Source organism: Nonomuraea sp. 10N515B, from assembly GCF_052245915.1.
Lineage (GTDB): Bacteria > Actinomycetota > Actinomycetes > Streptosporangiales > Streptosporangiaceae > Nonomuraea.
In genome coordinates, this window is the sequence record NZ_JBQQBQ010000003.1 from 63,377 (window position 1) to 84,488 (window position 21,112).

Here is a 21,112-nt window from a genome sequence, read left to right on the forward strand (position 1 = left end):
ACAGCGGGCCGAATACGCCGGAACAAGAGGGATAACGAGACGCGGCTGACCGTGCGCGCCGGAGAGACACGCGGCAAGCCGCGCGGCGCTGGAACACGCCGGGCCGGGGTCAGTCGCCGGTACGCGGGGCGGGCACCACCAGGACCGGCCGGTGTGTGTGGTGCAGGACGCGGTCGGACGTGCTGCCGAGCAGCAGCGAGCGCACCCCGCCCAGCCCTCGCGTCCCGGTCACGATGAGCGTGGCGTCGATCTCGTCCGCCACGTCCACGATCGTCGCCCACACGACCACCGAGTCCGCCTCGCACCGCGGGACGGCGTCCAGCCCGGCCTGCCGGGCCAGGTCGGCGCCGTGCCGGGCCAGCTCACGCATCGCCTCGCCGATCGCCTCGTCCGCGGCGTTGTCACCGTCGATGGACGTCATGAGCCCGGCCGACGTCCTGGCCGAGGTCGTCGCCAGCCGCTCCCACACCGTCAGCACGACAGCGGACTCCCCCTTCAGGATCTGGCCCGCGAAGGCGATCGCCGCCTTGGCGTCGTCGGAGCCGTCGTACGCAATCAAAATCGTCATAGGAGCCCCCTTCCCCGGGGGCGGGTTTCACGCCTGGCGGACGACCGGCCGTCCCACGAGCGAATGCCGCAGCATCGACAGTCCGGCCAGCGCCAGCACGCCGAGCTCGGTCACGACCACGGCCCGCTGGGTCAGCCCGGCCGGGATGTCGTCGTTGGTGAGCGGGATGCCGAACATGCGCACCACGTACGGGATCACGACCAGCACCAGCGCCCCGAGCGCCAGCGCGCAGAGGACCTTCATCGCCTTGGCGTACCGGATCCTGGACTTGACCAGCAGCAGCCCGGCCACGGGCATCACCAGGAAGGCGGCGAAGGCGGCGTACCTGTGAATGCCTCCCGACAGGGACAGCGGCAGTCCTGGCGGGTCGGTGGGGAACGCGCCGATCAGGAACATGCTCGCGCCCCAGGCCAGCAGCAGGCCCACGATCCAGCGGTTCACACCCGTGCGGCGCATCGCCTCCGCGATCAGCGCCGAGCCCACGGCGAACAGGGTCAGCGAGGCGGGCAGGAGCCAGCCGGACTCCTGGAAGGCGTACTCACTGATGACGCTGTGCAACGGGTCGAGGCCGGCCTCCGCGTGGAGGGTGAGCATGGCGCCGGTCCCGATGCCGATGGCCGTGAATCCACTGACGAGCAATCCCTTCATGCCTCAAAGCTCGTGGAACACGGCATTCCCGAGTATCGGAGATCGGCCCGAAGCGGCCCTGAAGCATCCCCTAATACTTAGGTCGGGGCACCCTTGGGCCGGGCTCGCTGACCTGTGGGGACGTGACCCTGAGTAGGGCCTGCCCCCTCAGGGTAGGTGCCGAGGGCCTCCCCGATTTGACTTAGAGCGCGCTCGAAGGGTGACCCTGGAGACATGACGATCCAGGAGGCCGCGCAGCGGTCGGGCCTGAGCGCTCACACGCTGCGCTATTACGAGCGTATCGGGCTCATCCACTCCGTCGGCCGCAACGGCAGCGGCCACCGCGACTACGCGGAGGAGGACCTCCAGTGGCTGGAGTTCCTCACCAAGCTGCGCACCACCGGCATGCCGATCGCCGACATGTGCCGGTACGCGGAGTTGCGCCGTATGGGCGCGCACACCGCCGACGAGCGCAGGGAGATGCTGGAGCTCCACCGGGAGCGCGTGAGGACCAGGATCGCCGAGCTCACCCAGGACCTGAAGGTGCTGGAGTACAAGATCGACCTCTACAAGGAGCTGGCATGAACACCCGAACGCTTGGAACAGGCGGTCCTCAGGTCTCCGCGCTCGGCCTCGGTTGCATGGGCATGTCCGAGTTCTACGGTCAGGCCGACGAGGCGGAGTCGATGGCCGTCATCCACCGCGCGCTGGACTTGGGCATCAATTTCCTCGACACGGCCGACATGTACGGCAGGGGAGCCAACGAGGAGCTGGTCGGCCGGGCGATCAAGGGCCGCCGGGACGAGGTGGTGCTGGCCACCAAGTTCGGCGTCAAGCGCGAGGGCGACAGCCGTTCGATCGAGAACAGCCCGGAGTACATCAGAGCCGCCTGCGACGCCTCGCTGCGGCGGCTGGGCGTGGACCACATCGACCTCTACTACATGCATCGCCGCAACCCCGACGTGCCGGTCGAGGACGCGGTCGGTGCCATGGCGGAGCTGGTGCGGCAGGGCAAGGTGGGGCACCTGGGCCTGTCGGAGGTGAGCGCCGAGACGCTGCGCAAGGCGGCCTCCGTCCACCCGATCGCCGCGCTGCAGAGCGAATACTCCCTGTTCACCAGGGGTCTGGAGGCGGAGATCCTGCCCGCGGCCAGGGAGGTGGGGACGGCGCTGGTGGCGTACTCGCCGATCAGCCGCGGCCTGCTGACCGGCACGCTGCCGCGCTCGGAAGAGCTGCCCGCGGACGACTTCCGGCGCCACATGCCGCGCAACGTGGGCGAGAACGCCGAGCACAACGCCAAGCTCGTGGCTGAGGTGACGAGGATCGCCGAGGCGGCCGGCGTCACCGCGGCGCAGCTCTCGCTGGCCTGGCTGCTGGCCCAGGGCGAGGACATTGTGCCGATCCCGGGCACCAAGCGGCTGAAGTATCTGGAGGAGAACGCGGCGGCGGCCGGCATCACGCTGACGCCGGAGCAGCTCGGCGAGCTCGCCGCGGCCGTGCCCGCGGACGCCGTACGCGGCACCCGGTATCCGAGCATGGCGGAGGTCGAGCGTTAGGGCGCGTCGAAGTAGGCGCGGACGGTGGTGGCGCCGGCCCGGGTGTGCACGCGTACGAGATCGCTGAGCAGGTTGACGATGAGCAGGCCGCGCGAGCCCGAGTGACGCGGATCGACCGGCCTGCGCCCGGCCAGCGGGTCGGTGATGTGTCCCGCGTCGCTGACCTCGCACACCAGCCGGCCCTCCGCCGCCCAGACCCTGATCGTGCCGGCGCCGCCGCCGTGGTCGAGGCTGTTGGCGCCCAGCTCGGCCGCGGCCAGCCGGATGTCGTCGAGCCGGTCGCCGGTGAAGCCCATCATGGCGGCCTGCCCCGCGGCCAGGGCACGCGCGGCCGACAGGTTGGTGCGGTCGAACCGCAGCGACCGGCACTCCTTCGGCTCCTCCAGCGGCCGGTTGTGCCCCTCGACCACCAGATCGGGGGCGTAGTCGTCGCTTCGCCACTCGCCCGAGACGTCCCGCAGCACGGGATGGGTGCGGGCGGCGTCGCGGATGACCTCCGGGTCCAGGCGCACGGTGTCGTACGGGCACAGGATCGTCAGGTCGCGGCCCGCGAACGACAGGTTGATCAGCGCCTCGTGCTGGGCGCAGGCGGGATATTCCGTCTCGCTGCGCCCCGGCCAGATCGGCTCGCCAATGATCCGCACGTGCCCGTCGCGGTGCCGGTCGGCGAAGTCACGCAGCACCGCCGGGATGATCCGCCCCGGATTGCGTCCGGCCACGCTCATGTCGAGCAACTGCACGGCACTTGCGTCCGGGCCCAGCTCGGCCTCGATCATGGCCAGATTGCGGCCGGGGACCGCGACCGCGACCGGCTCGCCCGCCGCCAGCCCTTCCCGCACGAAAGCCGTGGTCGCAGCCACATACTCCCGGTCGCTCCGATAGAAGAGCGCTGGGTGTGAGAATGGTTCGGCCAGCATCAGCGTTCACGCTACCCAACGATGATGACTTCATGGCAGTCCGTTGGGTAGGTCATGCGACGTGAAGAGAGCCCAGGTCATCCGCCGTCCCCGTCCTCCACGCCGGCTGCCTCCCCTCGATCTGCGCACCCCTTCCGGCCGTATGCTCCCGTTCTGAACGTGGTGAATCTATGCTCAGGACATGTCGGAATTGCAGATGCGGGTCTCCGACGACGACCGTGAGCGCACGACACGCCGCTTGCAACAGGCGTTCACCGAGGGCCGACTTACCCAGCTGGAGCTCGAGGACCGGCTCGAGGTTGCCCTGACCGCGCGGACGTATGGCGACCTGCTGGGCCTGATCACCGATCTTCCGGACGAGCAGTCGCAGGTCGACGATGTGATCGACCTGGAGTCCAAGAACGGCAACCTCAAACGCTCGGGTGACTGGGCGGTGCCGCGGCGGCTTCGGGTGTCGTCCAAGTACGGCAGCGTCGAACTCGACTTCTCCGAGGCGGTCATCGCCCATCCGGTCGTGGACGTCGAACTGGACCTCACCTACGGATCCGCGAAGATCATCCTGCCCGAGGGCGGGGTGGCGAGCGTGGACGCCTTCCGCAGCGACTACGGCTACCCGAAGAGCACCGCGCCGAGCCGCCCGCGCCCCGGCTCCCTCTACGTGGTGGTCACCGGCAGGTCGAAGTACGGCGGGCTCGTCGTGCGTTATCCGCGGAAGCGCTGGTTCGCCCACTGACGGAACACGGGGACCGCGCCGCCTCCCCCTACCCGAACCGGGGGAAATCGTCCGGGTCCTCCTCCATGGCTTTACATCGGCTTGATACCGATGGTGTTACTGGGGTGCAAGTGGCGGTTAAGTGGGGGCCCATAATGTTCCCTTCGTTCGCTAAACCTACGAAGGGCACTGGAAAATGACTCCCCCTCGCCGTCGTCTGGCCGTCGCGGCCGCGACGCTGACTCTTGCCGTCCTCACCATGACGGGCTGTGGTGCTCTGGGCCAGGCCGTTGACTGCAACACCGCGGCCAACGAGGCCACCAAGATCATGACTGACTGGAGCTCGGAGGTCAGCAAGAACGCCACCGACACCAAGGCCGTCGGGGACGCCTCCAAGACGGCTGCGGACAAGACCAAGGAGCTCGCCGGCAAGTACGACGGCGACGTCGCCGCCGCGCTGAACGACCTCGCCGCCGGCTTCGAGACCATGGAGAAGGGCGACCTGAACGGCGTCACCGAGTTCACCGGCAAGATGAACGGGTTCGCGCAGAAGATCACCGCGGCCTGCTCCTGACCATGGGGCCCGCGGTCGCCGCTCCGCCTGTGGGGGGCAGGTCGGCGCGGCGGCCGCGCTTCTAGGCGGCCACATTCATGTGGATTCGTTCTAGTCTTGTCGCCCGTGACGGGTGACACGCTCGTGGCGCGCGCGGGGGCCGCCGCCGCCACGGCCTCAAGGACCATCCGGCTTTCCGGCCACCGCCTGCGGGTGAGCGCGATCGCGCTCCTCGCCGCGGTGGCCTATGCCGTGCTGGGGCTGGTCAAGCTGGCGTCCTTCAAGGCCAGCACGTTCGACCTGGTGATCATGGACCAGACGGTGCGCAACTACGCCGCCTTCCGGCCTCCGCACGTCCCGGTGCTCGGCATGTTCCACGGGCGCGGCATGGACTATCTCCAGCTCGCCGACCACTTCTCCCCCATCTACGCGCTGCTCGCGCCGTTCTACTGGATCCACGACGGGCCGGAGACCCTGATCGTGGCACAGGCTGTGCTGTTCGCGGCCGCGATCCCGTTCCTGTGGCGCTACACCAGGCGCGTGCTGGGTGTGGCGCCCGCTTATCTGGTCTCGGTGGCGTACGCGCTGTCGTGGCCGGTGTCGCAGGCGGTCGCGTTCGACGTGCACGAGGTCATGTTCGTGCCCCTGCTCACCGCGATCATGATCGAGCGTTACCACGCCGGGCGCATGCTGCCGGCGTTCCTGGCGATGGTGGGGCTTCTCCTCGTCAAAGAGGACATGGGGCTCATGGTGGCGGGCTTCGGGCTGTGCCTGATCGTCATGGGCGAACGATGGCGGGGCGCGCTGTGCGGGGTGTTCGGCATCGGGGCCATGCTGCTCGTGCGCGGCCTGGTGATCTCGGTCTTCGGCGGCAACGCCCAGGACTTCTGGGCCTACGGGCACCTCGGGAGCGATCTTCCCGGTGCGGCCCTCGGGATCATGCGTGATCCGCTCGCCGCGCTGCTGCTGCCCTTCAGCGAGGAGGCCAAGGTCGACACGCTGTTCTTGCTCGCGTGGCCGACGCTGATGTTGTGCCTGCTCTCGCCGCTGTCGCTGGCGGCGCTGCCGCACGTGCTCGAACGGATGTTGTCCGACCGTGTCCAGTGGTGGCAGGCCGACTTCCAATACAGCGCGTTCACCGTGGTGATCCTGTTCTGCGCGGGCGTGGACGGGCTGGCCAGGCTGCTGCGGTGGTACGAACGCTCCGACGACACCGCGCTGAAGCTGGTCTGGTCCGCGGCGGTCTGCGTGGTCGCGCTCACGCTGGTCCCCAAGTTCGCCTTCGACCAGCTCTACCATCCCGCCTTCTACAAGGGCGACCCCAAGGCGGCCGCCGCCGCCGAGGCGGTGAGCAAGGTGCCCTCGGGCGTCACCGTCGAGGCCGTCAACGCGGTCGGACCGGCGCTGACCTCGCGCGCCACCGTCCTGCTGTGGTCGCCCACCCCGCGCGGCGCGCCCTGGGTGGTGGCCGACACGTCCCGCTGGGAGTTCCCCTTCGGCTCGCTCAACGATCAGCTCGCCAAGGTCAACGAGCTGCAGGGGCAGGGGTACGTGAAGGTCTTCGAGCGCGACGGGTACGTGGTCCTGCGCCGCTGAGTGCCGACACGCGCTCGACCATGCCTAACGCGCGGCGCGCGCCTGCCGATAGGCCTGGTCGAAGCCCTCCAGCACCGTCGGCCAGGAGCCGGCGGCGGGTGGCGTGGACCGGTTGTGCGCGGCGATGGACTCGCGTAGCCCGGCATCGGCGCACAACCGGGCCACCGCGCGGGACAGGTCGCCGAGGGTGCGCCCGAGCAGACCCTCGACGCCGTCCTTGACGAAGTCGGCGACCCCGCTCTGCGTCCTGGCCACCACCGGCACCCCCGCCGCGCGGGCCTCCAGCGCCGCGATGCCGAACGACTCGCGCGGGGCAGGCGCCACGAAGACGTCGGCCGACTCCAGGACCTTGGCGATCTGCTCCCTGGTGTAGCGGCCCGGCAGGGACACCCAGTCGCCCATGCCGTGCCTGGCCAGGAAACGCTCCATCTGCCCGCGAGCGGGCCCGTCGCCGACGATCGTGGCCCGCATGGGGATCCGGGCGGGCACCCGGGCGCGCGCGGCCTGCAGGATCCTGAGGAGGCGTACGGGTTGCTTGCGCGGCGCCAGCCGGCCCACCGCCACGACGTGCACCTCCGCGCGCCGGTCCGCGCGCTCCCGCGCGCCGGGGGGCGGTGCCCAGCCGGACAGGTCGAGACCGTTGGAGACCACGCGCACCGGCACGCCGGGCCCGGCCACCGCGCGGATGGACGCCGCGGCGGCGTTGCTGACCGTGGTGGCCACCAGGCCCCAGCGCTGCCAGCCGAACACCAGCCGCAGCAGCCGGTAGATCAGGCGCGTGCCCGGATCCCACATGCTGTGCACGGTCACCACGCACGGCGTCCCCGCCCGCGCCGCGGCCCGCACGCCCATCCAGGCGAACGGCGAGACCGCCCCCGTGTGCACGTGCACGACGTCGGGACGCGAGGAGGTGATCCACCGTGTGAGATGCCCCACGCCGAACGGGTGCACCGGCAGGTCGAACGGCATCCTGGCGACGATCCTGCGCACGCCGGGCAGCGCCTCGCCCTTGGTCGCCGTGGCCACCGCCACCTCGTGGCCGGCCGCCTGCTGCATGCGTACGAGATCGGCCACCTGGACCTCGATCCCCCCGAGTCGCGGCAGGTAACAGTCACTCACGTGAAAGATCCGCACCCCTCCCAGACTAATCTGGGCGTGTGCCTCCACGTACCGCTGTGTTCTTCCATGCCCACCCCGACGACGAGGCCCTGCTGACGGCGGGCACCATGGCGATGCTCGCGGCCGAGGGGCACCGCGTGGTGCTCGTGGTGGCCACCGCGGGCGAACGCGGCCTGGCCGAGATCGAGCCGGGTGAGACGCTGGGCGAGACCAGGATGAAGGAGCTCTACGAGTCGGCCGCGGTGCTGGGCTGCGCCCGCGTCGAGTGCCTCGGCTACGGCGACTCGGGGCTGAGCCCCAAGGGCGGCCGAGCGGACGAGCGGCCGGACAACGCCTTCATGGACGCCGACAGCGAGGAGGCGGCCAAGGCGCTGGCCGCGATCTTGCAGGACGAGCAGGCCGACCTGCTGGCGATCTACGATCCGGCCGGCGGCTACGGGCATCCCGACCACGTGCAGGTGCACCGGGTGGGCAAGCGGGCCGCGCAGATCGCCGGCACGGAGATCGTCCTGGAGGCGACGGTCAACCGGGATCCGCTGCTGCGGCTGCTCAAGCTGGCCAGGCGGTTCTACACCTTCCCGCCGGAGTTCGACGTGCGGACGTTCGAGAGCGCGTACTCGCCGGGAGAGACCATCACCCACTGGGTGAATGTCCGGAAATATACGAAACAGAAGCGGGCCTCCATGGCCGCGCACGTCTCCCAGGCCAGCGGCGGCGACAGCGACCGCACACTCGCCGTCCTGCTGAAGGTCCCGCGCCCCCTCTACCGCTTCGTCTTCGGCACCGAGTGGTACGTTCGCCGCGGGCTTCCCGAGGGGACCCGGCTGCGTCATCCTTTCGAGAAGTGGCCTAAGTAGCACTTCCGGAGGAAGAGACCGCCGGCCCTGACCCGGCAGACTGGACTCCGATGAAGAACAAGTGGCTGCAGATCGCCCTGTCCGTGCTGTCGCTCGGGCTGGCCGTGCTGCTCGTGGTCTATTTGCCGCAGATCGTGCGCGCCCTCACCGGCAAGCCGGTCTCCTGGGCGGAGATCGGCGCGGTCTTCGGCACGCTGCGCGCGGGCGAGATCGCGCTGATGACCGCGTTGTGGCTGCTCAGCCTGCTGGCCTACACGTTCGTGCTGACCAATTCGCTGCCCGGGCTCAACAACCTGCAAGGTCTGACGCTCAACGCGGCCGGCAGCGCGGTGAGCAACCTGCTGCCGTTCGGCGGGGCGGTGGGGGTCGCTCTGTCGTTCGCGATGACCAGGGGATGGGGTTTCCCCAACCGCTCGATCGTGGTCATGACGCTGGTCAGCGGCATCTGGAACACGTTGTTCAGATTCATCCTGCCGGCCATCGGGATCATCGCGCTGCTGATCGCGGGCGAGGCGCCCAACGCGACGGTCGCCAACGCGGGCTGGACGGGCGCGATCTCCATCCTGGCGTTGTGCGTGATCGTGGCCGCCGCACTCTATTGGCAGCGCGCCGCGGACCTGCTGGGCCGGGCGCTCGACGGCCTCACCCGGGTGCTGCGGCTGAGGATCGACGCCTCCCAGGCGTTCCACCGGCTGCGTGCCGACACCGCCGGGGTGGTCAGGACCCGGTGGCCCGGCCTGTCGCTGGGCATGGTGTTCTTCCTCGGGTTCCAGTGGTCGATCATGGCGGCCTGCATGCACGCCACCGGCGCCTGGCCGGGACTGGCCCAGTCGATCGCGGTCTTCGCCCTGTCACGGGTGCTCACCAGCGCCGTGATCACGCCCAGCGGGGCAGGGATCATGGAGAGCGGCGTGGTGATTTTGCTCACCACCGCGTTCGCCGTTCCCGCGGCTCCGGCCACCGCGACCGCATTGCTTTTCGGCTTCTGGACATACACTATCGAGATCCCGTTCGGCGGCCTGGCACTGGGCGCATGGGCGCTGCTGCGCAGGCGCAACGGCCGGAACGCCGGCACGGGGTCCCCGTCCGCGATCTCGAAGTCGAAGGCCCCCCAGTGACAATCCCAAACCCCTCAGGTGTTTATCAATCACGGGCCTTGTGCGTGATTCACAGGCCCGCATAGCGTGGCGGCTGACATGGTGGCGTTCCGAGTTCTGGGGCCAGTCGAGGCGTACGAACACGACGACGAACTCGACCTCGGCGGGTTGCGGCAGCGGGCCGTCCTCGCCCGACTCCTCGTGGCCAGGGGTCAAGTCGTGCCTGTTGACACGCTTCTTTACGATCTGTGGGACGACGACGCGGCCAAGGGCGCGCAGTCGGGCCTGCAGGTCTACATCTCGCGCCTGCGCCGCGTGCTGGAGCCCGGTCGCCCGCGCGGCGGGCCCAACCGGTTATTGGTGACGGTCGCCTCCGGCTACGCGCTGCGGGTGGCCTCCGATCAGGTCGACGCGCTCAGATTCGAGCAGCTTGTCCGGGCGGCGGGCGAGCACCTGGAGGAGGGCGATCCGCAGTCGGCCCGCGGCCGCCTGGAGAAGGCGCTGGGCCTGTGGCGCGGGACTCCCTACTCCGACTTCGCCGACCAGCAGTGGGCCGAGGCGGAGGTCAACCGGCTGACCGAGCTGCGCCTGGTGGCGCGCGAGCGGCACGCCGACACCGGGCTGCGGCTGGGCATGCACGCCGAGACCGTGCCCGACCTGGAGGCGCTCACCACGGAGCATCCGCTGCGCGAGGAGGGCTGGCGGCTGCTGGCGCTCGGGCTCTACCGCTGCGGCCGGCAGGGCGACGCCCTCGCTGCCCTGCGCAGGGCCAGGAACATCCTGGCCGACGAGCTCGGCATCGACCCGGGCCCCGCGCTGCGCAAGTTGGAGTCCGACATCCTGGCCCAGTCGCCGGAGCTGGAGCTGGCCGTGCCCGCGCGGCCCTCGCGGCCGGCGCCGGCGACCACCGACACCTGGCCGCCCCGTCCCACCTCGCCCGTGGAGCCGCCGCCGCTGGAGCCCGAGCCGTTCGTGGGCCGCGACGCCGAGCTGACCAGGCTGACCACGGCGGCCTCGCGGACGGGCAGGTTCCAGGTCGCGATCGTGACCGGGGTCGCGGGCGCGGGCAAGACCACGCTGCTGCGCCAGCTGGAGGGCAAGCTGGCCGGTGACGGCTGGATCACCTCCTCCGGCGCCTGCCCCGACTCCAGCGCCACCCCGCCGGGGTGGGCGTGGGTGGAGATCCTGCGCACGCTCGTCGGCATGACCGGCGCGGGCGAATACCAGCAGCTGCTGGCGCCCCTGCTGGACGACGCCGTGCCCGATCCCGACGAGGACGAGGTGTCCGGCGGGTTCCGGCTGCATCGCGCGGTCGGCGGCTATCTGGCCGGGGTCGCCCGGCGGGCGCCGGTGCTGGTGACGCTCGAGGACCTGCACTGGGCCGACGACCAGACACTGGCGTTGCTGCGGGCGCTGCCGAGCCTGCTGGCCACCAGCCGGGTGCTGCTCGTGGTGACCTGCCGGGAGAGCGAGCTGGACGACCGCCAGTCCGACGTGCTGGCCGCGCTGGCCCGGCTCGGGCCGCTGCGGGTGGGTCTGTCGGGACTCGATCCGAAGGCCGTGGCCGAGCTGGTCAGGGCGACGTGCGTACGCGAGATCGACGAGGACGCGGTCGAGTCCATCGTCGAGCGCACCGGCGGCAACCCGTTCTTCGTCCGCGAGACCGTGCGCCTGCTGGACGCCGAGGGCGCGGCCGACCGGGCCAGCGCCACCGAGGTGCTCTCCAAGGTGCCGTCCGGCGTACGTGACGTGCTGCGGCGGCGCATCTCGCAGCTGCCGTCCGGAGCCCAGCAGATCCTGCTGCAGGCCGCCGTGATCGGCCGGGACGTCGATCTCGACGTGCTGATCGCCGTGGCCGGCGACGAGGACGCGGTGATCGAGGCGGTCGAGGCGGCCCTGCTGGCCGGACTGGTCACCGAGCCGGGGCCCGGGCTGCTCAGGTTCGACCACGACCTGGTGCGCGACACCATCTACTCCGACGCCTCCAGGCTGCGCCGCACCCGGCTGCACGCGGCCGTGGCCGGCGTGATCGAGCAGCGCACGGCGTCCGACGTGGCCGCGCTGGCGCACCACTACTACCTGGCCGACGCGGCGGAGAAGGCGGTCCACTACGCGGGCCTGGCCGCCGAGCAGGCCGAGCGGCGCTTCGCGCACCGTGAGGCGGCCACGCTGTGGGAGCAGGCCATCGCCGCGTTCGACCGGTCCCGCAACGACGAATCGGGCGAGCAGACGCCGGAACGCGCAAAGGAGCGCCTGCGGCTCATGCTGCGCCAGATCAGGGCGCTGGCGTTGTGCGGCGACATGCACGCCGCGCGGTTGCTGCGCCGCCAGGCCATGGACGCCGCGCTGCCGCTGGGCGACCTGGAGATCACCGCGAAGGTGGCGGCGTCGCTGGCCGTGCCGCACAAGGGCATGGCGCGCGATTTCACCCGCACCGCGTGGGAGATCGTGGACGTCACCGAGCGGGCGCTCATGGAGCTGCCGGCGGGCGAGCAGCGGCTGCGGGCCAGCCTGCTGACCACGCTCGCGCTGGAGCTGGAGGGCTCCTCCTCGCCGGAGCGCGGGCGGCAGGCGTCGCTGGAGGCGCTGGAGCTGGCCCGGCAGAGCGGCGACCCGGCACTGATCGCGGCGGCGCTGAGCGGCCGGCTGCGGCAGTCCTACGACATCCCGGCCGTGGACACGCGCGAGAGCATCGGCAGGGAGCTGCTGGAGGTCGCCCAGCGCTCGGGGCAGATGGCCACGCAGGCGCTGGCGCATCTGGTGCTCCTGGAGTGCGCGGCGGCCAGGGGCGAGTTCACCGTGGCCGACGAGCACGCGAGCGCCGCCGACCAGCTGGCCAGGCAGTATGACCTGTCGGCCCCGGCGGCGGTCGTGGTCTGGTACGGCGGCATGCGGCTCATGATCGCCGGCGACTACGCGGGCGCCGAGCGGGCCTACCGGGAGGCGGCCAGGATGACCGCGCGGGCGGGCATGCTCGAAGGCCGCCAGGACCTGCCGCTGATCACGATGTTCTGCCTGCACCTGGTGGACGGGCGAGCCGCGGAGACCGTCGACCTGCTGGCCGAGAAACATCACAGCGGCGCCAAGTGGACGCTCGACGCCTACGCGCTGGCCCTGGCCTCGGCCGGGCACGTCAACGACGCCAAAGCCGTGGCCGCCACGCGTCCGCCGGTGCGCCCCGACTTCCTCTACGAGCTGGCGATGACCTGGCGGGCGCTGGCCGGCATGCTGCTGGACGACCGGGAGCGGATGGTCGACTGCTACGACAAGCTCAAGCCGTTCGCCGACCGGGTGGCGGGTGCGGGCACGGGCGTGGTGGCGCTGTGGCCGGTGGCGCTGACACTCGGCGACCTGGCCATCCGCCTGGGGCAGCCGGACGCGGCACACGACCACTACCTGAAGGCCCTGGAAGTGGCCGAGCGGGTGGGCGTGCCGCGCTGGGTGGAGGCGGCGCAGCGGTCGGTCAGCAGCTCACCTGGAAACGGTCGCTCGTGACGGTCTTGGCGCCCTCGACGGCCAGCTCGACGCGATACCAGCCGGGGTTGCGGGTGATCTGGGTCCGCCACTCGACGGTCCGTGCCGCGCCGACGAAGCCGTCGTGGTCGACCATGTAGGTGCGCCAGGCCTTGGTTGCGGGGCTCCAGCGGGCCAGCCGCCAGCCGTATGTCACGCCCTCGGCGGGGTCGGGGTTGAGCAGCACGCTGCGGGCGACGTACGACTTGGCGCACCCGGCGCCGCCGTCGGCCAGGACGCTCATGGTGACCTTGCCGGCCTGGGCGGGCAGCTGCTCGGTGATGGGCGCCTCCCGGGCCGACAGGGTGACGGTCCTGGCGGGCTCGGGGGTGGAGCTGGCGCTACTGTAGGCGGAGAAGCCGACGTACGCGCTGGTGAAAGCAAGGGCGGCCACGAACAACCTGGCCGCGTTCGCGGTGCCACTGGCCAGGACGGCTGCGCTTCTCGTCGTCGACATCGTCAACACCCCTTTTTGGCTCACCCCTAGAGTGGGGCGGAGGGGTTGAGTGCTGGTTGTCGGCTGGTTGCACCTTTTGCGGGCGACTTGCAAGCCGGTGTGGCCATCACTTGCACCTTGAACTAAGGTAAGGCTGACCTAAGGCTTCAGGAAGGGCGGGCCGATGGACGACTTCGCCAGGCCGTTCTGGCTGGGCCTGCCATACTGGCTGGTGGGCGCCATCCTGATCCTCGCCCTGTTCGGCGCGTTCCAGGTCTACTACTGGGTCGGCCGCAAGCTGGGCGACAAGCTCTACGACTCGCGCATCGGCGTCAAGGTGGGCCGTGAGCGGATCGAGAAGGTCGAGCGGGTCGTCGAGAAGTGGGGGGCGCTGGCCGTCTACGGGTGCTTCTGGGTGCCCATGCTGCGGCACACGCTTCCGTGGGTGGCGGGCGCGCTGCGGGTGTCCTATCCCTGGTATGTGGTCGCCAGCGCGCTGGGCTGCCTGACCTGGGCGCCCCTGTGGTGGTTCGGCCTCTGGGGCTGGCTCCAGCTGGCCGTGCGCTCGCCTGTCACGGCGGCGGTCGTCGCCGTGGTGGCCGTCGCGGCCGCGGCCCTGCTCATGGTGCGGCGGCGCAGGAGAAGGCGACGCGCCGTGGACGAGACGCTCCTGGTGTCATAGCTCCTTCCCGTTCTGGTCCTCGATGACGGCGTCCACGGCGTTCCTGCGCACCGTCTCGATGCCGTTCACGCAGGCGACCTTGGTCGGATAGCCCTCCCCCACCGCCAGCGTCTGCCCGTTGTTCGCGACGAGCGCGAAGCGGAAGCCGCCCTGCCCGTCCTCGCTGATCACGAACCTGCCCGCCACGGTCGCCCCCTCCTCCTCGATCTAAGATTCGTTTACCCATGCCTGATGGGGCCTTATGGCGCTACTTCGCAAACGAACCGTTGATCTCCTGCCAACATGTTTGGCATGCGTATTGCGGGATTGATCAGCTGTGCCGTACCCGCGGTGGTTATGGGGGTCTCCTCCCCCGCTACCGCTACCGCGGCCGACGCGCCGAGCGTGATGGCCTCGTCGGCGTACGTCGTCGACTCGACGGGAACGGTCCACTTCGGCAAGCGGGAGACGCGGCGGGTCCCGGTGGCCAGCCTGGTCAAGGTCATGACGGCGTACGTCGTGCTGCGCGAGGCCCGGCTGAGCGACACGATCACGATCACCGCGACCGACGTGAAGTACGCCGCCCATGGCGGCGCCACCACGGCGGGGCTGAAGAAGGGCGAGACCCTCACGGTCAGGGACCTGTTGTACGGGCTCATGCTGCCCTCAGGAGCGGACGCGGCCAACGCCCTGGCCCGCCGCTACGGCCCGGGCAAGACGGCCTTCGTCGCCAAGATGAACGACACCGCCCGCGCCCTGGGCCTGACCGGCACCCGCTACACCAATGCCGACGGCATGCCCACACCGGCCAACGGCGGCTACTCGACGGCGATCGACCAGGCAAAGCTGGCCCAGCACGCGCTGGCGAGCAGCACGTTCAGGAGCGTGGTCGGCAAGAAGCTGCACATGGTGGGCAAGACCGCGCTGCACCGGGCGCACACGTGGCGCAACTCCAACAAGCTGCTGTCACGGGCGGACGGGGTGCTGGGTGTGAAGACCGGATACACGAACGCGGCCGGATATTGCCTGTTGTTCGCGGGCGAGCGCGCCGGTCGGCAGGTGGTGGGCGTGCTGCTGAACGACACGAACGAGCGCCGCTTCACCACGGCCGAACAGCTGCTCGACTACGCCGAAGAGCAGATCATCGAAGGCTAGCCGGGAGGGGGCGGAGAGGGACGGTGCTAGCTGAAGGTCATGTGGCCCGCGCCGTTGAGGCGCTCCAGACCTTGGGCGGCGCAGCCGAGCAGGCCCGTGTCGGGCGCGATGCCGCCGCGCGTCCGCGCACCCCCGAGCGCCCCCGACGTGACGGCGCCGGTGAGCAGGGTGTCGGCCGGGCGCTGGGTGGCCAGAGAGTCGCCCCCGCCGCGCAAGCTCGAGGTGCCGACGGGGCGGCCGTCCCCGCCGAACCAGGTGATGACCGCGCGACCGCGGACGCGGCGCGCGCTCGTGCACGAGAGCACGCCGTCGGCCTTCAACGCGACCCAGCCGGAGCGCAGTCCGGTCGCCGAGCCGTCCGGCGACGTGCAGCCCGTGAGCTGGAGGTGACCGCGGACCGCGGCGCGCCGGGGCGCGAGCCCGACCCATGGGTCGAAGACCAGCGGCCGGCCGGGTGGCGTGGCGACGGCGCAGATCAGGGCGGCCGGCGAGGTCGCGGCCGGACTTCGCAGACCACCGGCCACGGGCGGACTCAGCGCGTGCGCCACGTCGGCGGTCAGCGGGCCGGCCGCGGCCGCGACTGCGATGATCCAGGTCATTTTCACGGACCCCTCCCTGGGTAAATCTGTCTAGGTAATCGGCCCGTCACATTCTGCAGCATCACGCCGTGCGGCACACCGGATCCAGGCGGTCGGCCGTCCACCTGAGCGAGTGCGCCAGCCGTACGCGAACGCGGCTCCGGTCCCGATGCGGCCTGCGCGGCGCACCCGGCAGCGCCGCACTCAGCGACTCCCGGTATCCCATCGCGGTCTGATGCGCGAGGACGTGCATGGCATCCATCGATCTCCTCCTTAATCAATTAAGACCTTAATTGATTAAGAGCAGCATCACAAGGTCTTCGGTACGGTGGGACGATGGCCAGGGTCACACTCCAGACGATCGCCGACCGGCTCGGCGTGTCCCGGGCCACCGTGTCCTACGCCTTCTCCCGCCCCGACCAGCTCAGCGAAGGGCTACGGCAGCGGATCATGGAGGTGGCCGACGAGCTCGGCTATGCGGGGCCCAATCCGACGGCACGGTCCTTGCGGCTCGGCCGGGCGGGAGCGCTCGGACTGATCTTCAGCGAGACACTGGCGTACGCGTTCGCCGACCCCTACGCGATCGGGTTCTTCCAAGGGCTGGCCACGGCCGCCGAGGACGCGGGAGTGGGGCTGCTCATCCTGCCGCTGCCGCACGGCGACCGGCGCAGCGAGACCGTGCGCGACGCGGTGGTGGACGCCTTCTGCGTCGTGTCGCTGCCGGACGGGCACCCCGCGCTGGCGGAGGTGCTGGCCAGGAAGTTGCCGGTGGTGATCGTGGACGAGCCCTACGTGCCCGGCCACCCCTTCGTCGGCATCGACGAGCCCGCGGCGGGCGCGGCGGCCGCGCGGCACCTGCTGGAGCTGGGTCATCGCCGGATCGGGGTGGCCATGGTGGGGCTCAACGACGACGGCTACACCGGCTGGGCCGACCCGGCGCGGCAGGAAGGCGCGGTGTTCGAGGCCATGCGGGGGCGGCGCGGCGGCTACCAGAGCGCGTGCGAGGAGGCCGGGCTGGCGTGGGCGGGGGTGCCGTTCTACGAGGTGGCGCGCAACTCGCGTGAGGCGGGGAGGAAGGCGGGGCACGCGCTGCTCGGCCGCTCTCCGCGGCCCACCGCGATCCTGACCAACACCGACGTGCTGGCGCTGGGCGTGCTGGACGCGGCGGCCGACCTGGGGATCGGGGTGCCCGGGGAGCTGTCGGTGGTGGGGTTCTCCGACAGCGCCGCCGAGGAGGCCGGGCTGACCACGATCAGGCAGGCGAAGCAGGAGATCGGCGAGACCGCGGGGCGGCTGCTGTTGTCGGGGGACGCGGCCGAGCCCGAGCGGCTGCTCTTCCCCCACGAGCTCGTCGTCCGCTCCTCGACCGCCCCGCCCCCTGAGCGTTAGGCGCCTCCTGGCGGGTTTGGGGCGCGATCCGCCCCTGTTCCATGACACATCCCATGGGGTACGGTTCAGTCGCTCATGCGAGTGGCGTCGGAATTTCAGGCCATTTGAGAGGGAATGTGCCATGGCGGAGTTCATCGAGGTCCGCGCGACGATCGAAGGCCGCACGAAAGCGGCCGCGGTGGCGCACGGCATCCTGCGTGCGGGCCTGGCGACGTCCATCGACATCGACGAGGTGCCCCACCCGTCCGCGAACGCCTGGCAACTCACGCTCATCACGACGGACCAGCACGCGCCGACCCTCGAACAGCACATCAGAGGAAGCGGCGAGAACGGCCCGATCGTCAGCCGGCCGGTGAGCCACGACCTCGACGGTTACCCCGCCTGGCTCACCGACCAGCCTTGAAAGTCCTCCAAGCCCTACGGCTCGCGTAGGTGCGCGGCGTCCCAGCAGTTCGTCCTGCCCGGCTTGCCGCAGCTATCCAGGTCGTCGAGAGCCTGCGCGAGGCCGGCCGTCCTGGGGTTGCCCGGGTCGTTGGACTCCTGGTGGGGATCGGTGACGGTGTTGTAGTACTCGGGTTTCGGATCACCCTCGTACTCGACATAGAGCTCTCCGGCGGTGCGCACGGCGCCGTACGTGGGCGGCGTGGCGTTCCCCACCTTGCGCGAGTCCACGTCGGGATCGAAGCCCGGCGTGGCCGGCTTCGGCTTGACGTGCTCGATCAGCGCCGCGTTGCGCCAGTCCCGCACCGGGCGGCCCTGGATGAGGGGCAGCAGGCTGCGTCCGTCGCGGCTGTCACGCAGCGCCGGATCGATGCCGGCCATGTCGAGGAAGGTCGCGAACAGGTCCACGTTCTGGACGATGGCACCGGTCACGAGATCGCCCTGCCGTCCCGCGGCCGGGCGCTTGACCAGCAGCGGCACCCGGACGTCGTGATCATAGGCGGTGGACTTGTTGCGGAGCAGGCGATGCTGGCCCAAGTGGAAACCGTTGTCGCTGGTGAACACCACGTACGTGTTCCGACGCTCGCGCTCGGTCAACGTCGACAGCACGCGCTCGACCATGTCGTCGATCGACTGCACCATGCGGATCCGGTTGCGGAAGTCGGTGCGCAGCTCCTTGATGAGCTTTGGCTCGATCGGCTCCCGCCGTACCCACGAGGGCTTGTCCGCGGTGTCCTCGTTGAACGCGGGCAGCGTGGTCACATCGATGTCGGCGCAGTCGACGCCGCCGCAGTCCCCGTGGGGGAACTCGCCGGCGGGCCACTTGGTCTTCGGCCGGTCACGCCGCGCGGGCGGGAAACGCGGCTCTTTGTCACCCGGCTTGACGTCGACCCTGGCGTGTGGCGAGAACGGCGAGACCTGGAGGAAGAACGGCTCGTCGGGCGCGTACCGGCGGGAGCGCTCGATGAACCCGACCGCCCGCTTCCCGAGCTCGTCCACCAGATAGGTGCCGTCGGACGGGTCACGGGGCCTGGCGCCGGGCGTCTGCTCCTTGATGTAGCGAGTGAGCTGGTACCTGTACTCGTTGTAGCCGCCGGCCCCCGCGACATGCCACTCGTCCCAACCGGCCGGCACCTTGTAGCCCTCGCCCGCCGGATACTCGTTGACGTACTTGCCCAGGTAGCCGGTGCGGTAGCCGGCCTGGTGCAGCGCGGTGGCATAGGTGCGGCCCTCGTGCGGCGCGAACGCCCGGTAGCCGCCCCTGTCGTAGCCCTCGTTGGTGCGCACGCCGGTGTTGTGCGGGAACTGCCCGGTGAACATCGTGGCCCGCGACGGACAGCAGAGCGAGTCGGCCACGTAGTAACTGCCGAACGTGGTGCCGCCCTTGGCCAGGCCCTTGACGGCGTCCATGTACTGGAGCAGCTCGGCCGACAGGTCGTCGACCAGGAAGAAGATGATATTCGGCCGCTCAGGCTTGGCGACGACGCTCGCGGCGTTCGCCTGGCCGGCGGTGGTCAGAACCAGGACGACGGCCAACACCATCGCCCAGGCTCGCAGGATTTTCGCGCGCATGGACATGACAGCCCTTTACGGAGGGAGGGAGCTCAGGGCTGCAATGTACGCTAATGTCCGACATCGTGAACAATCGACCGATTCATCCCATGATCAGGGAACGGTCGGCAGGGCCGATCGCGTGCGGGAGCGCGAACGGTTCAGGTCACGTGGCGCGCATCAACCCGTGGCAGGCGATCGCGGCGGCGGCTACCACGTTCAGTGAGTCCACGCCGGCGGCCATCGCCGTCGCGCTCATCGGGATGCACACCGCCTGATCGGCTTCCTCCAGCCAGTGGGACGACAGCCCATCCCCTTCGGCGCCGAGCAGCAGCGCCACGCGATCCGCCAAGACGACCTCGTCCATCGGGATGGCGGCCTGATCTGGGGTCAGGGCGAGGGTCTGGTAGCCCGCCTCCCGCAACCGGGCGAGCCCGTCGAACCAGTCGTCCATCCGCGCGTACGGGATCGAGAACACCGCCCCCATCGAGACCTTCACCGCCCGCCGATAGAGCGGATCCGCGCACCGGGGCGACAGGATGATCGCGTCCACCCCCAGCGCGGCGGCCGATCTGAAGATCGCGCCGACGTTCGAGTGGTCGACCAGGTCCTCCAGCACCAGCAGCCGCCGTGTCCCGCCCTTGAGCAGAGTGTCGACCGAGGGCAGCGGGAGCCGCTCCATGGAGGCGAGGGCGCCGCGGTGGACCGGGAAACCGGCGATGCCCGACATGATCTCGTCGCTCACCACGTAGACGAGGGCGTCACCGAGCACGTCGGACAGCGAGGGCAGCCAGCGGCCCGTGGTCAGCACAGAGCGGATCGGGTAGCCGGCGCCAATGGCACGCCTGATCACCTTCTCGCCCTCGGCGAGGAAGAGGCCGCGCTCGGCCTCCAGGCTCTTGCGCAGCTCCATGTCCCGCAGACGGGTGTAGTCGGAAAGGCGCGGGTCGTCGGCGTCGGTTACGTACTCCAGCACGCTCCCGATACTGCCAGCCGGCGAGGCGCTCAAGTGCCTTCAGCCACCGTCATGCGCCGCCTGACCTGCCACACCATGGCGTAGCAGGTGAGGACCGCGCACAGGCCGATCACCGTGCCCGCGCCGACCTTGGTGATCAGGCCGGGCAGGCCGAACACCGGGTTGGGCTCGTCCACCAGAGGCCAGAGGAGCGCGCCGGCGGCGGCCCCCGCGGCGCCGGCCGCCAGGACGGTCCAGCGCGTGCGCGAGGAGATCCGCAACCGGTCCGGCACGGGCGCCGCCGCCATCCTCGACAGTTCCCGCCACCCCCACCACACCACCACGGCCAGCCCGATCGCCGACGACATGTACTGCAGGAGGCGGAACAGCCTGATCACCCCGAAGACCGACACGGACAACCATGGACCCCACTCCGCCGGGCCGGTGGAATGGGTGAAGGAGTCCCACACGACGTGAGTCGCCGCGCCGAGCACCGCGCCCGCGGCGATGGGGAGCGGCCGTAGCCGGTCCGGGGCCAAGAGCGCGGCGCGGCCGGCCAGCGACGGCGGGAGCAAGGAGGTCAGCGGGTCCCTGAAGATCCAGTGGAACAGCGGCACCAGCATCAGCACCGCGGCCAGGTCGATGGTGACGACGCCGAGCCAGGAGTGCCAGTTGGTGTAGTCAGGCAGGAAAGGGAGGAAGATCGGCAGGTCCGGGACCATCGCTCCCATCGCCAACGCCCACGGATCGGCGAATCTGCGTACCCGTGATGACATGATCAACGGCACCACCGCGGCGATGTGACTGGGCGTGAACGGCACAGACTTGCCC

Annotated in this window: 23 protein-coding genes; 12 read left to right on the plus strand and 11 right to left on the minus strand. The window is 70.4% G+C overall.

Annotated elements, in window-relative coordinates; genetic code table 11:
* Positions 1–109: 109 nt before the first annotated feature.
* Positions 110–568, minus strand: coding sequence for a universal stress protein (locus ACTWQA_RS04800; protein ID WP_305916395.1), 459 nt, complete (start codon positions 566–568; stop codon positions 110–112).
* Between the two features lie 27 nt (positions 569–595).
* Complete coding sequence (locus ACTWQA_RS04805) at positions 596–1,216, minus strand: DUF998 domain-containing protein (RefSeq protein WP_443158076.1); 621 nt, start codon at positions 1,214–1,216, stop codon at positions 596–598.
* 213 nt (positions 1,217–1,429) lie between these two features.
* Here ACTWQA_RS04805 and ACTWQA_RS04810 point away from each other — a divergent pair, with 213 nt between their 5' ends.
* Positions 1,430–1,780, plus strand: coding sequence for a MerR family transcriptional regulator (locus ACTWQA_RS04810; RefSeq protein ID WP_443158077.1), 351 nt, complete (start codon positions 1,430–1,432; stop codon positions 1,778–1,780).
* Entirely contained in the window at positions 1,777–2,751 is a 975-nt protein-coding gene (locus tag ACTWQA_RS04815; RefSeq protein ID WP_443158078.1) for an aldo/keto reductase, read from the plus strand. The genes ACTWQA_RS04810 and ACTWQA_RS04815 overlap by 4 nt, the downstream gene beginning before the upstream one ends.
* On the opposite strand, the gene ACTWQA_RS04820 is transcribed toward ACTWQA_RS04815, so the two are convergent.
* Complete coding sequence (locus tag ACTWQA_RS04820; RefSeq protein ID WP_443158079.1) at positions 2,748–3,668, minus strand: anti-sigma factor RsbA family regulatory protein; 921 nt, start codon at positions 3,666–3,668, stop codon at positions 2,748–2,750. The genes ACTWQA_RS04815 and ACTWQA_RS04820 overlap by 4 nt on opposite strands.
* Positions 3,669–3,849: 181 nt before the next feature.
* On the opposite strand from ACTWQA_RS04820, the gene ACTWQA_RS04825 reads away from it, so the two are divergent.
* From ACTWQA_RS04825 to ACTWQA_RS04835, 3 genes are all read left to right on the plus strand, one after another.
* Positions 3,850–4,401, plus strand: a complete 552-nt coding sequence (locus tag ACTWQA_RS04825) for a DUF1707 SHOCT-like domain-containing protein (protein ID WP_443158080.1) — start codon at positions 3,850–3,852, stop codon at positions 4,399–4,401.
* 175 nt (positions 4,402–4,576) lie between these two features.
* Positions 4,577–4,954: a hypothetical protein gene (locus ACTWQA_RS04830; RefSeq protein ID WP_443158081.1), complete on the plus strand. Its 378-nt coding sequence runs from the start codon at positions 4,577–4,579 to the stop codon at positions 4,952–4,954.
* A 105-nt stretch (positions 4,955–5,059) separates the two neighbouring features.
* A complete protein-coding gene (locus ACTWQA_RS04835) occupies positions 5,060–6,529 on the plus strand; it encodes a DUF2079 domain-containing protein (protein ID WP_443158082.1) in 1,470 nt (489 codons plus the stop codon).
* Between the two features lie 24 nt (positions 6,530–6,553).
* On the opposite strand, the gene ACTWQA_RS04840 is transcribed toward ACTWQA_RS04835, so the two are convergent.
* Entirely contained in the window at positions 6,554–7,648 is a 1,095-nt protein-coding gene (locus ACTWQA_RS04840) for a glycosyltransferase (RefSeq protein WP_443158083.1), read from the minus strand.
* A gap of 38 nt (positions 7,649–7,686) precedes the next feature.
* Here ACTWQA_RS04840 and ACTWQA_RS04845 point away from each other — a divergent pair, with 38 nt between their 5' ends.
* The 3 genes from ACTWQA_RS04845 to ACTWQA_RS04855 all read left to right on the plus strand — a co-directional run bounded on the left by ACTWQA_RS04845 (position 7,687) and on the right by ACTWQA_RS04855 (position 13,097).
* Complete coding sequence (locus ACTWQA_RS04845; protein ID WP_443158084.1) at positions 7,687–8,505, plus strand: PIG-L deacetylase family protein; 819 nt, start codon at positions 7,687–7,689, stop codon at positions 8,503–8,505.
* A 50-nt stretch (positions 8,506–8,555) separates the two neighbouring features.
* Positions 8,556–9,623: a lysylphosphatidylglycerol synthase domain-containing protein gene (locus tag ACTWQA_RS04850; protein ID WP_443158085.1), complete on the plus strand. Its 1,068-nt coding sequence runs from the start codon at positions 8,556–8,558 to the stop codon at positions 9,621–9,623.
* A gap of 78 nt (positions 9,624–9,701) precedes the next feature.
* Complete coding sequence (locus tag ACTWQA_RS04855; RefSeq protein WP_443158086.1) at positions 9,702–13,097, plus strand: BTAD domain-containing putative transcriptional regulator; 3,396 nt, start codon at positions 9,702–9,704, stop codon at positions 13,095–13,097.
* Here the strand turns inward: ACTWQA_RS04855 and ACTWQA_RS04860 are convergent.
* The gene (locus ACTWQA_RS04860) at positions 13,066–13,572 is read right to left on the minus strand and encodes a hypothetical protein (RefSeq protein WP_443158087.1); all 507 of its coding nucleotides are present in this window, start codon (positions 13,570–13,572) and stop codon (positions 13,066–13,068) included. The genes ACTWQA_RS04855 and ACTWQA_RS04860 overlap by 32 nt on opposite strands.
* 163 nt (positions 13,573–13,735) lie before the next feature.
* On the opposite strand from ACTWQA_RS04860, the gene ACTWQA_RS04865 reads away from it, so the two are divergent.
* Positions 13,736–14,233: a DedA family protein gene (locus ACTWQA_RS04865; RefSeq protein WP_443158088.1), complete on the plus strand. Its 498-nt coding sequence runs from the start codon at positions 13,736–13,738 to the stop codon at positions 14,231–14,233.
* Here ACTWQA_RS04865 and ACTWQA_RS04870 read toward each other — a convergent pair.
* Positions 14,228–14,419, minus strand: coding sequence for a YegP family protein (locus ACTWQA_RS04870; RefSeq protein ID WP_305916409.1), 192 nt, complete (start codon positions 14,417–14,419; stop codon positions 14,228–14,230). The genes ACTWQA_RS04865 and ACTWQA_RS04870 overlap by 6 nt on opposite strands.
* Positions 14,420–14,524: 105 nt before the next feature.
* Between ACTWQA_RS04870 and ACTWQA_RS04875 the strand changes: the two genes are divergently transcribed.
* Positions 14,525–15,367, plus strand: coding sequence for a D-alanyl-D-alanine carboxypeptidase family protein (locus ACTWQA_RS04875; RefSeq protein WP_443158089.1), 843 nt, complete (start codon positions 14,525–14,527; stop codon positions 15,365–15,367).
* 26 nt (positions 15,368–15,393) lie between these two features.
* Here ACTWQA_RS04875 and ACTWQA_RS04880 read toward each other — a convergent pair whose 3' ends face one another.
* Positions 15,394–15,972, minus strand: a complete 579-nt coding sequence (locus ACTWQA_RS04880; protein ID WP_443158090.1) for a hypothetical protein — start codon at positions 15,970–15,972, stop codon at positions 15,394–15,396.
* A 55-nt stretch (positions 15,973–16,027) separates the two neighbouring features.
* The gene (locus ACTWQA_RS04885) at positions 16,028–16,207 is read right to left on the minus strand and encodes a hypothetical protein (RefSeq protein ID WP_327589434.1); all 180 of its coding nucleotides are present in this window, start codon (positions 16,205–16,207) and stop codon (positions 16,028–16,030) included.
* Positions 16,208–16,281: 74 nt separating this feature from the next.
* Here ACTWQA_RS04885 and ACTWQA_RS04890 point away from each other — a divergent pair, with 74 nt between their 5' ends.
* Both ACTWQA_RS04890 and ACTWQA_RS04895 read left to right on the plus strand, forming a co-directional pair.
* Positions 16,282–17,334, plus strand: coding sequence for a LacI family DNA-binding transcriptional regulator (locus ACTWQA_RS04890; protein WP_443158091.1), 1,053 nt, complete (start codon positions 16,282–16,284; stop codon positions 17,332–17,334).
* Positions 17,335–17,455: 121 nt separating this feature from the next.
* Positions 17,456–17,737, plus strand: coding sequence for a hypothetical protein (locus tag ACTWQA_RS04895; protein WP_305916414.1), 282 nt, complete (start codon positions 17,456–17,458; stop codon positions 17,735–17,737).
* 14 nt (positions 17,738–17,751) lie between these two features.
* On the opposite strand, the gene ACTWQA_RS04900 is transcribed toward ACTWQA_RS04895, so the two are convergent.
* From ACTWQA_RS04900 to ACTWQA_RS04910, 3 genes are all read right to left on the minus strand, one after another.
* Positions 17,752–19,347, minus strand: a complete 1,596-nt coding sequence (locus ACTWQA_RS04900; RefSeq protein WP_443158092.1) for a sulfatase family protein — start codon at positions 19,345–19,347, stop codon at positions 17,752–17,754.
* Between the two features lie 145 nt (positions 19,348–19,492).
* A complete protein-coding gene (locus ACTWQA_RS04905; protein ID WP_443158093.1) occupies positions 19,493–20,302 on the minus strand; it encodes a TrmH family RNA methyltransferase in 810 nt (269 codons plus the stop codon).
* 29 nt (positions 20,303–20,331) lie between these two features.
* Positions 20,332–21,102, minus strand: a complete 771-nt coding sequence (locus tag ACTWQA_RS04910; RefSeq protein WP_443158094.1) for a DUF4184 family protein — start codon at positions 21,100–21,102, stop codon at positions 20,332–20,334.
* Positions 21,103–21,112 lie beyond the last annotated feature (10 nt).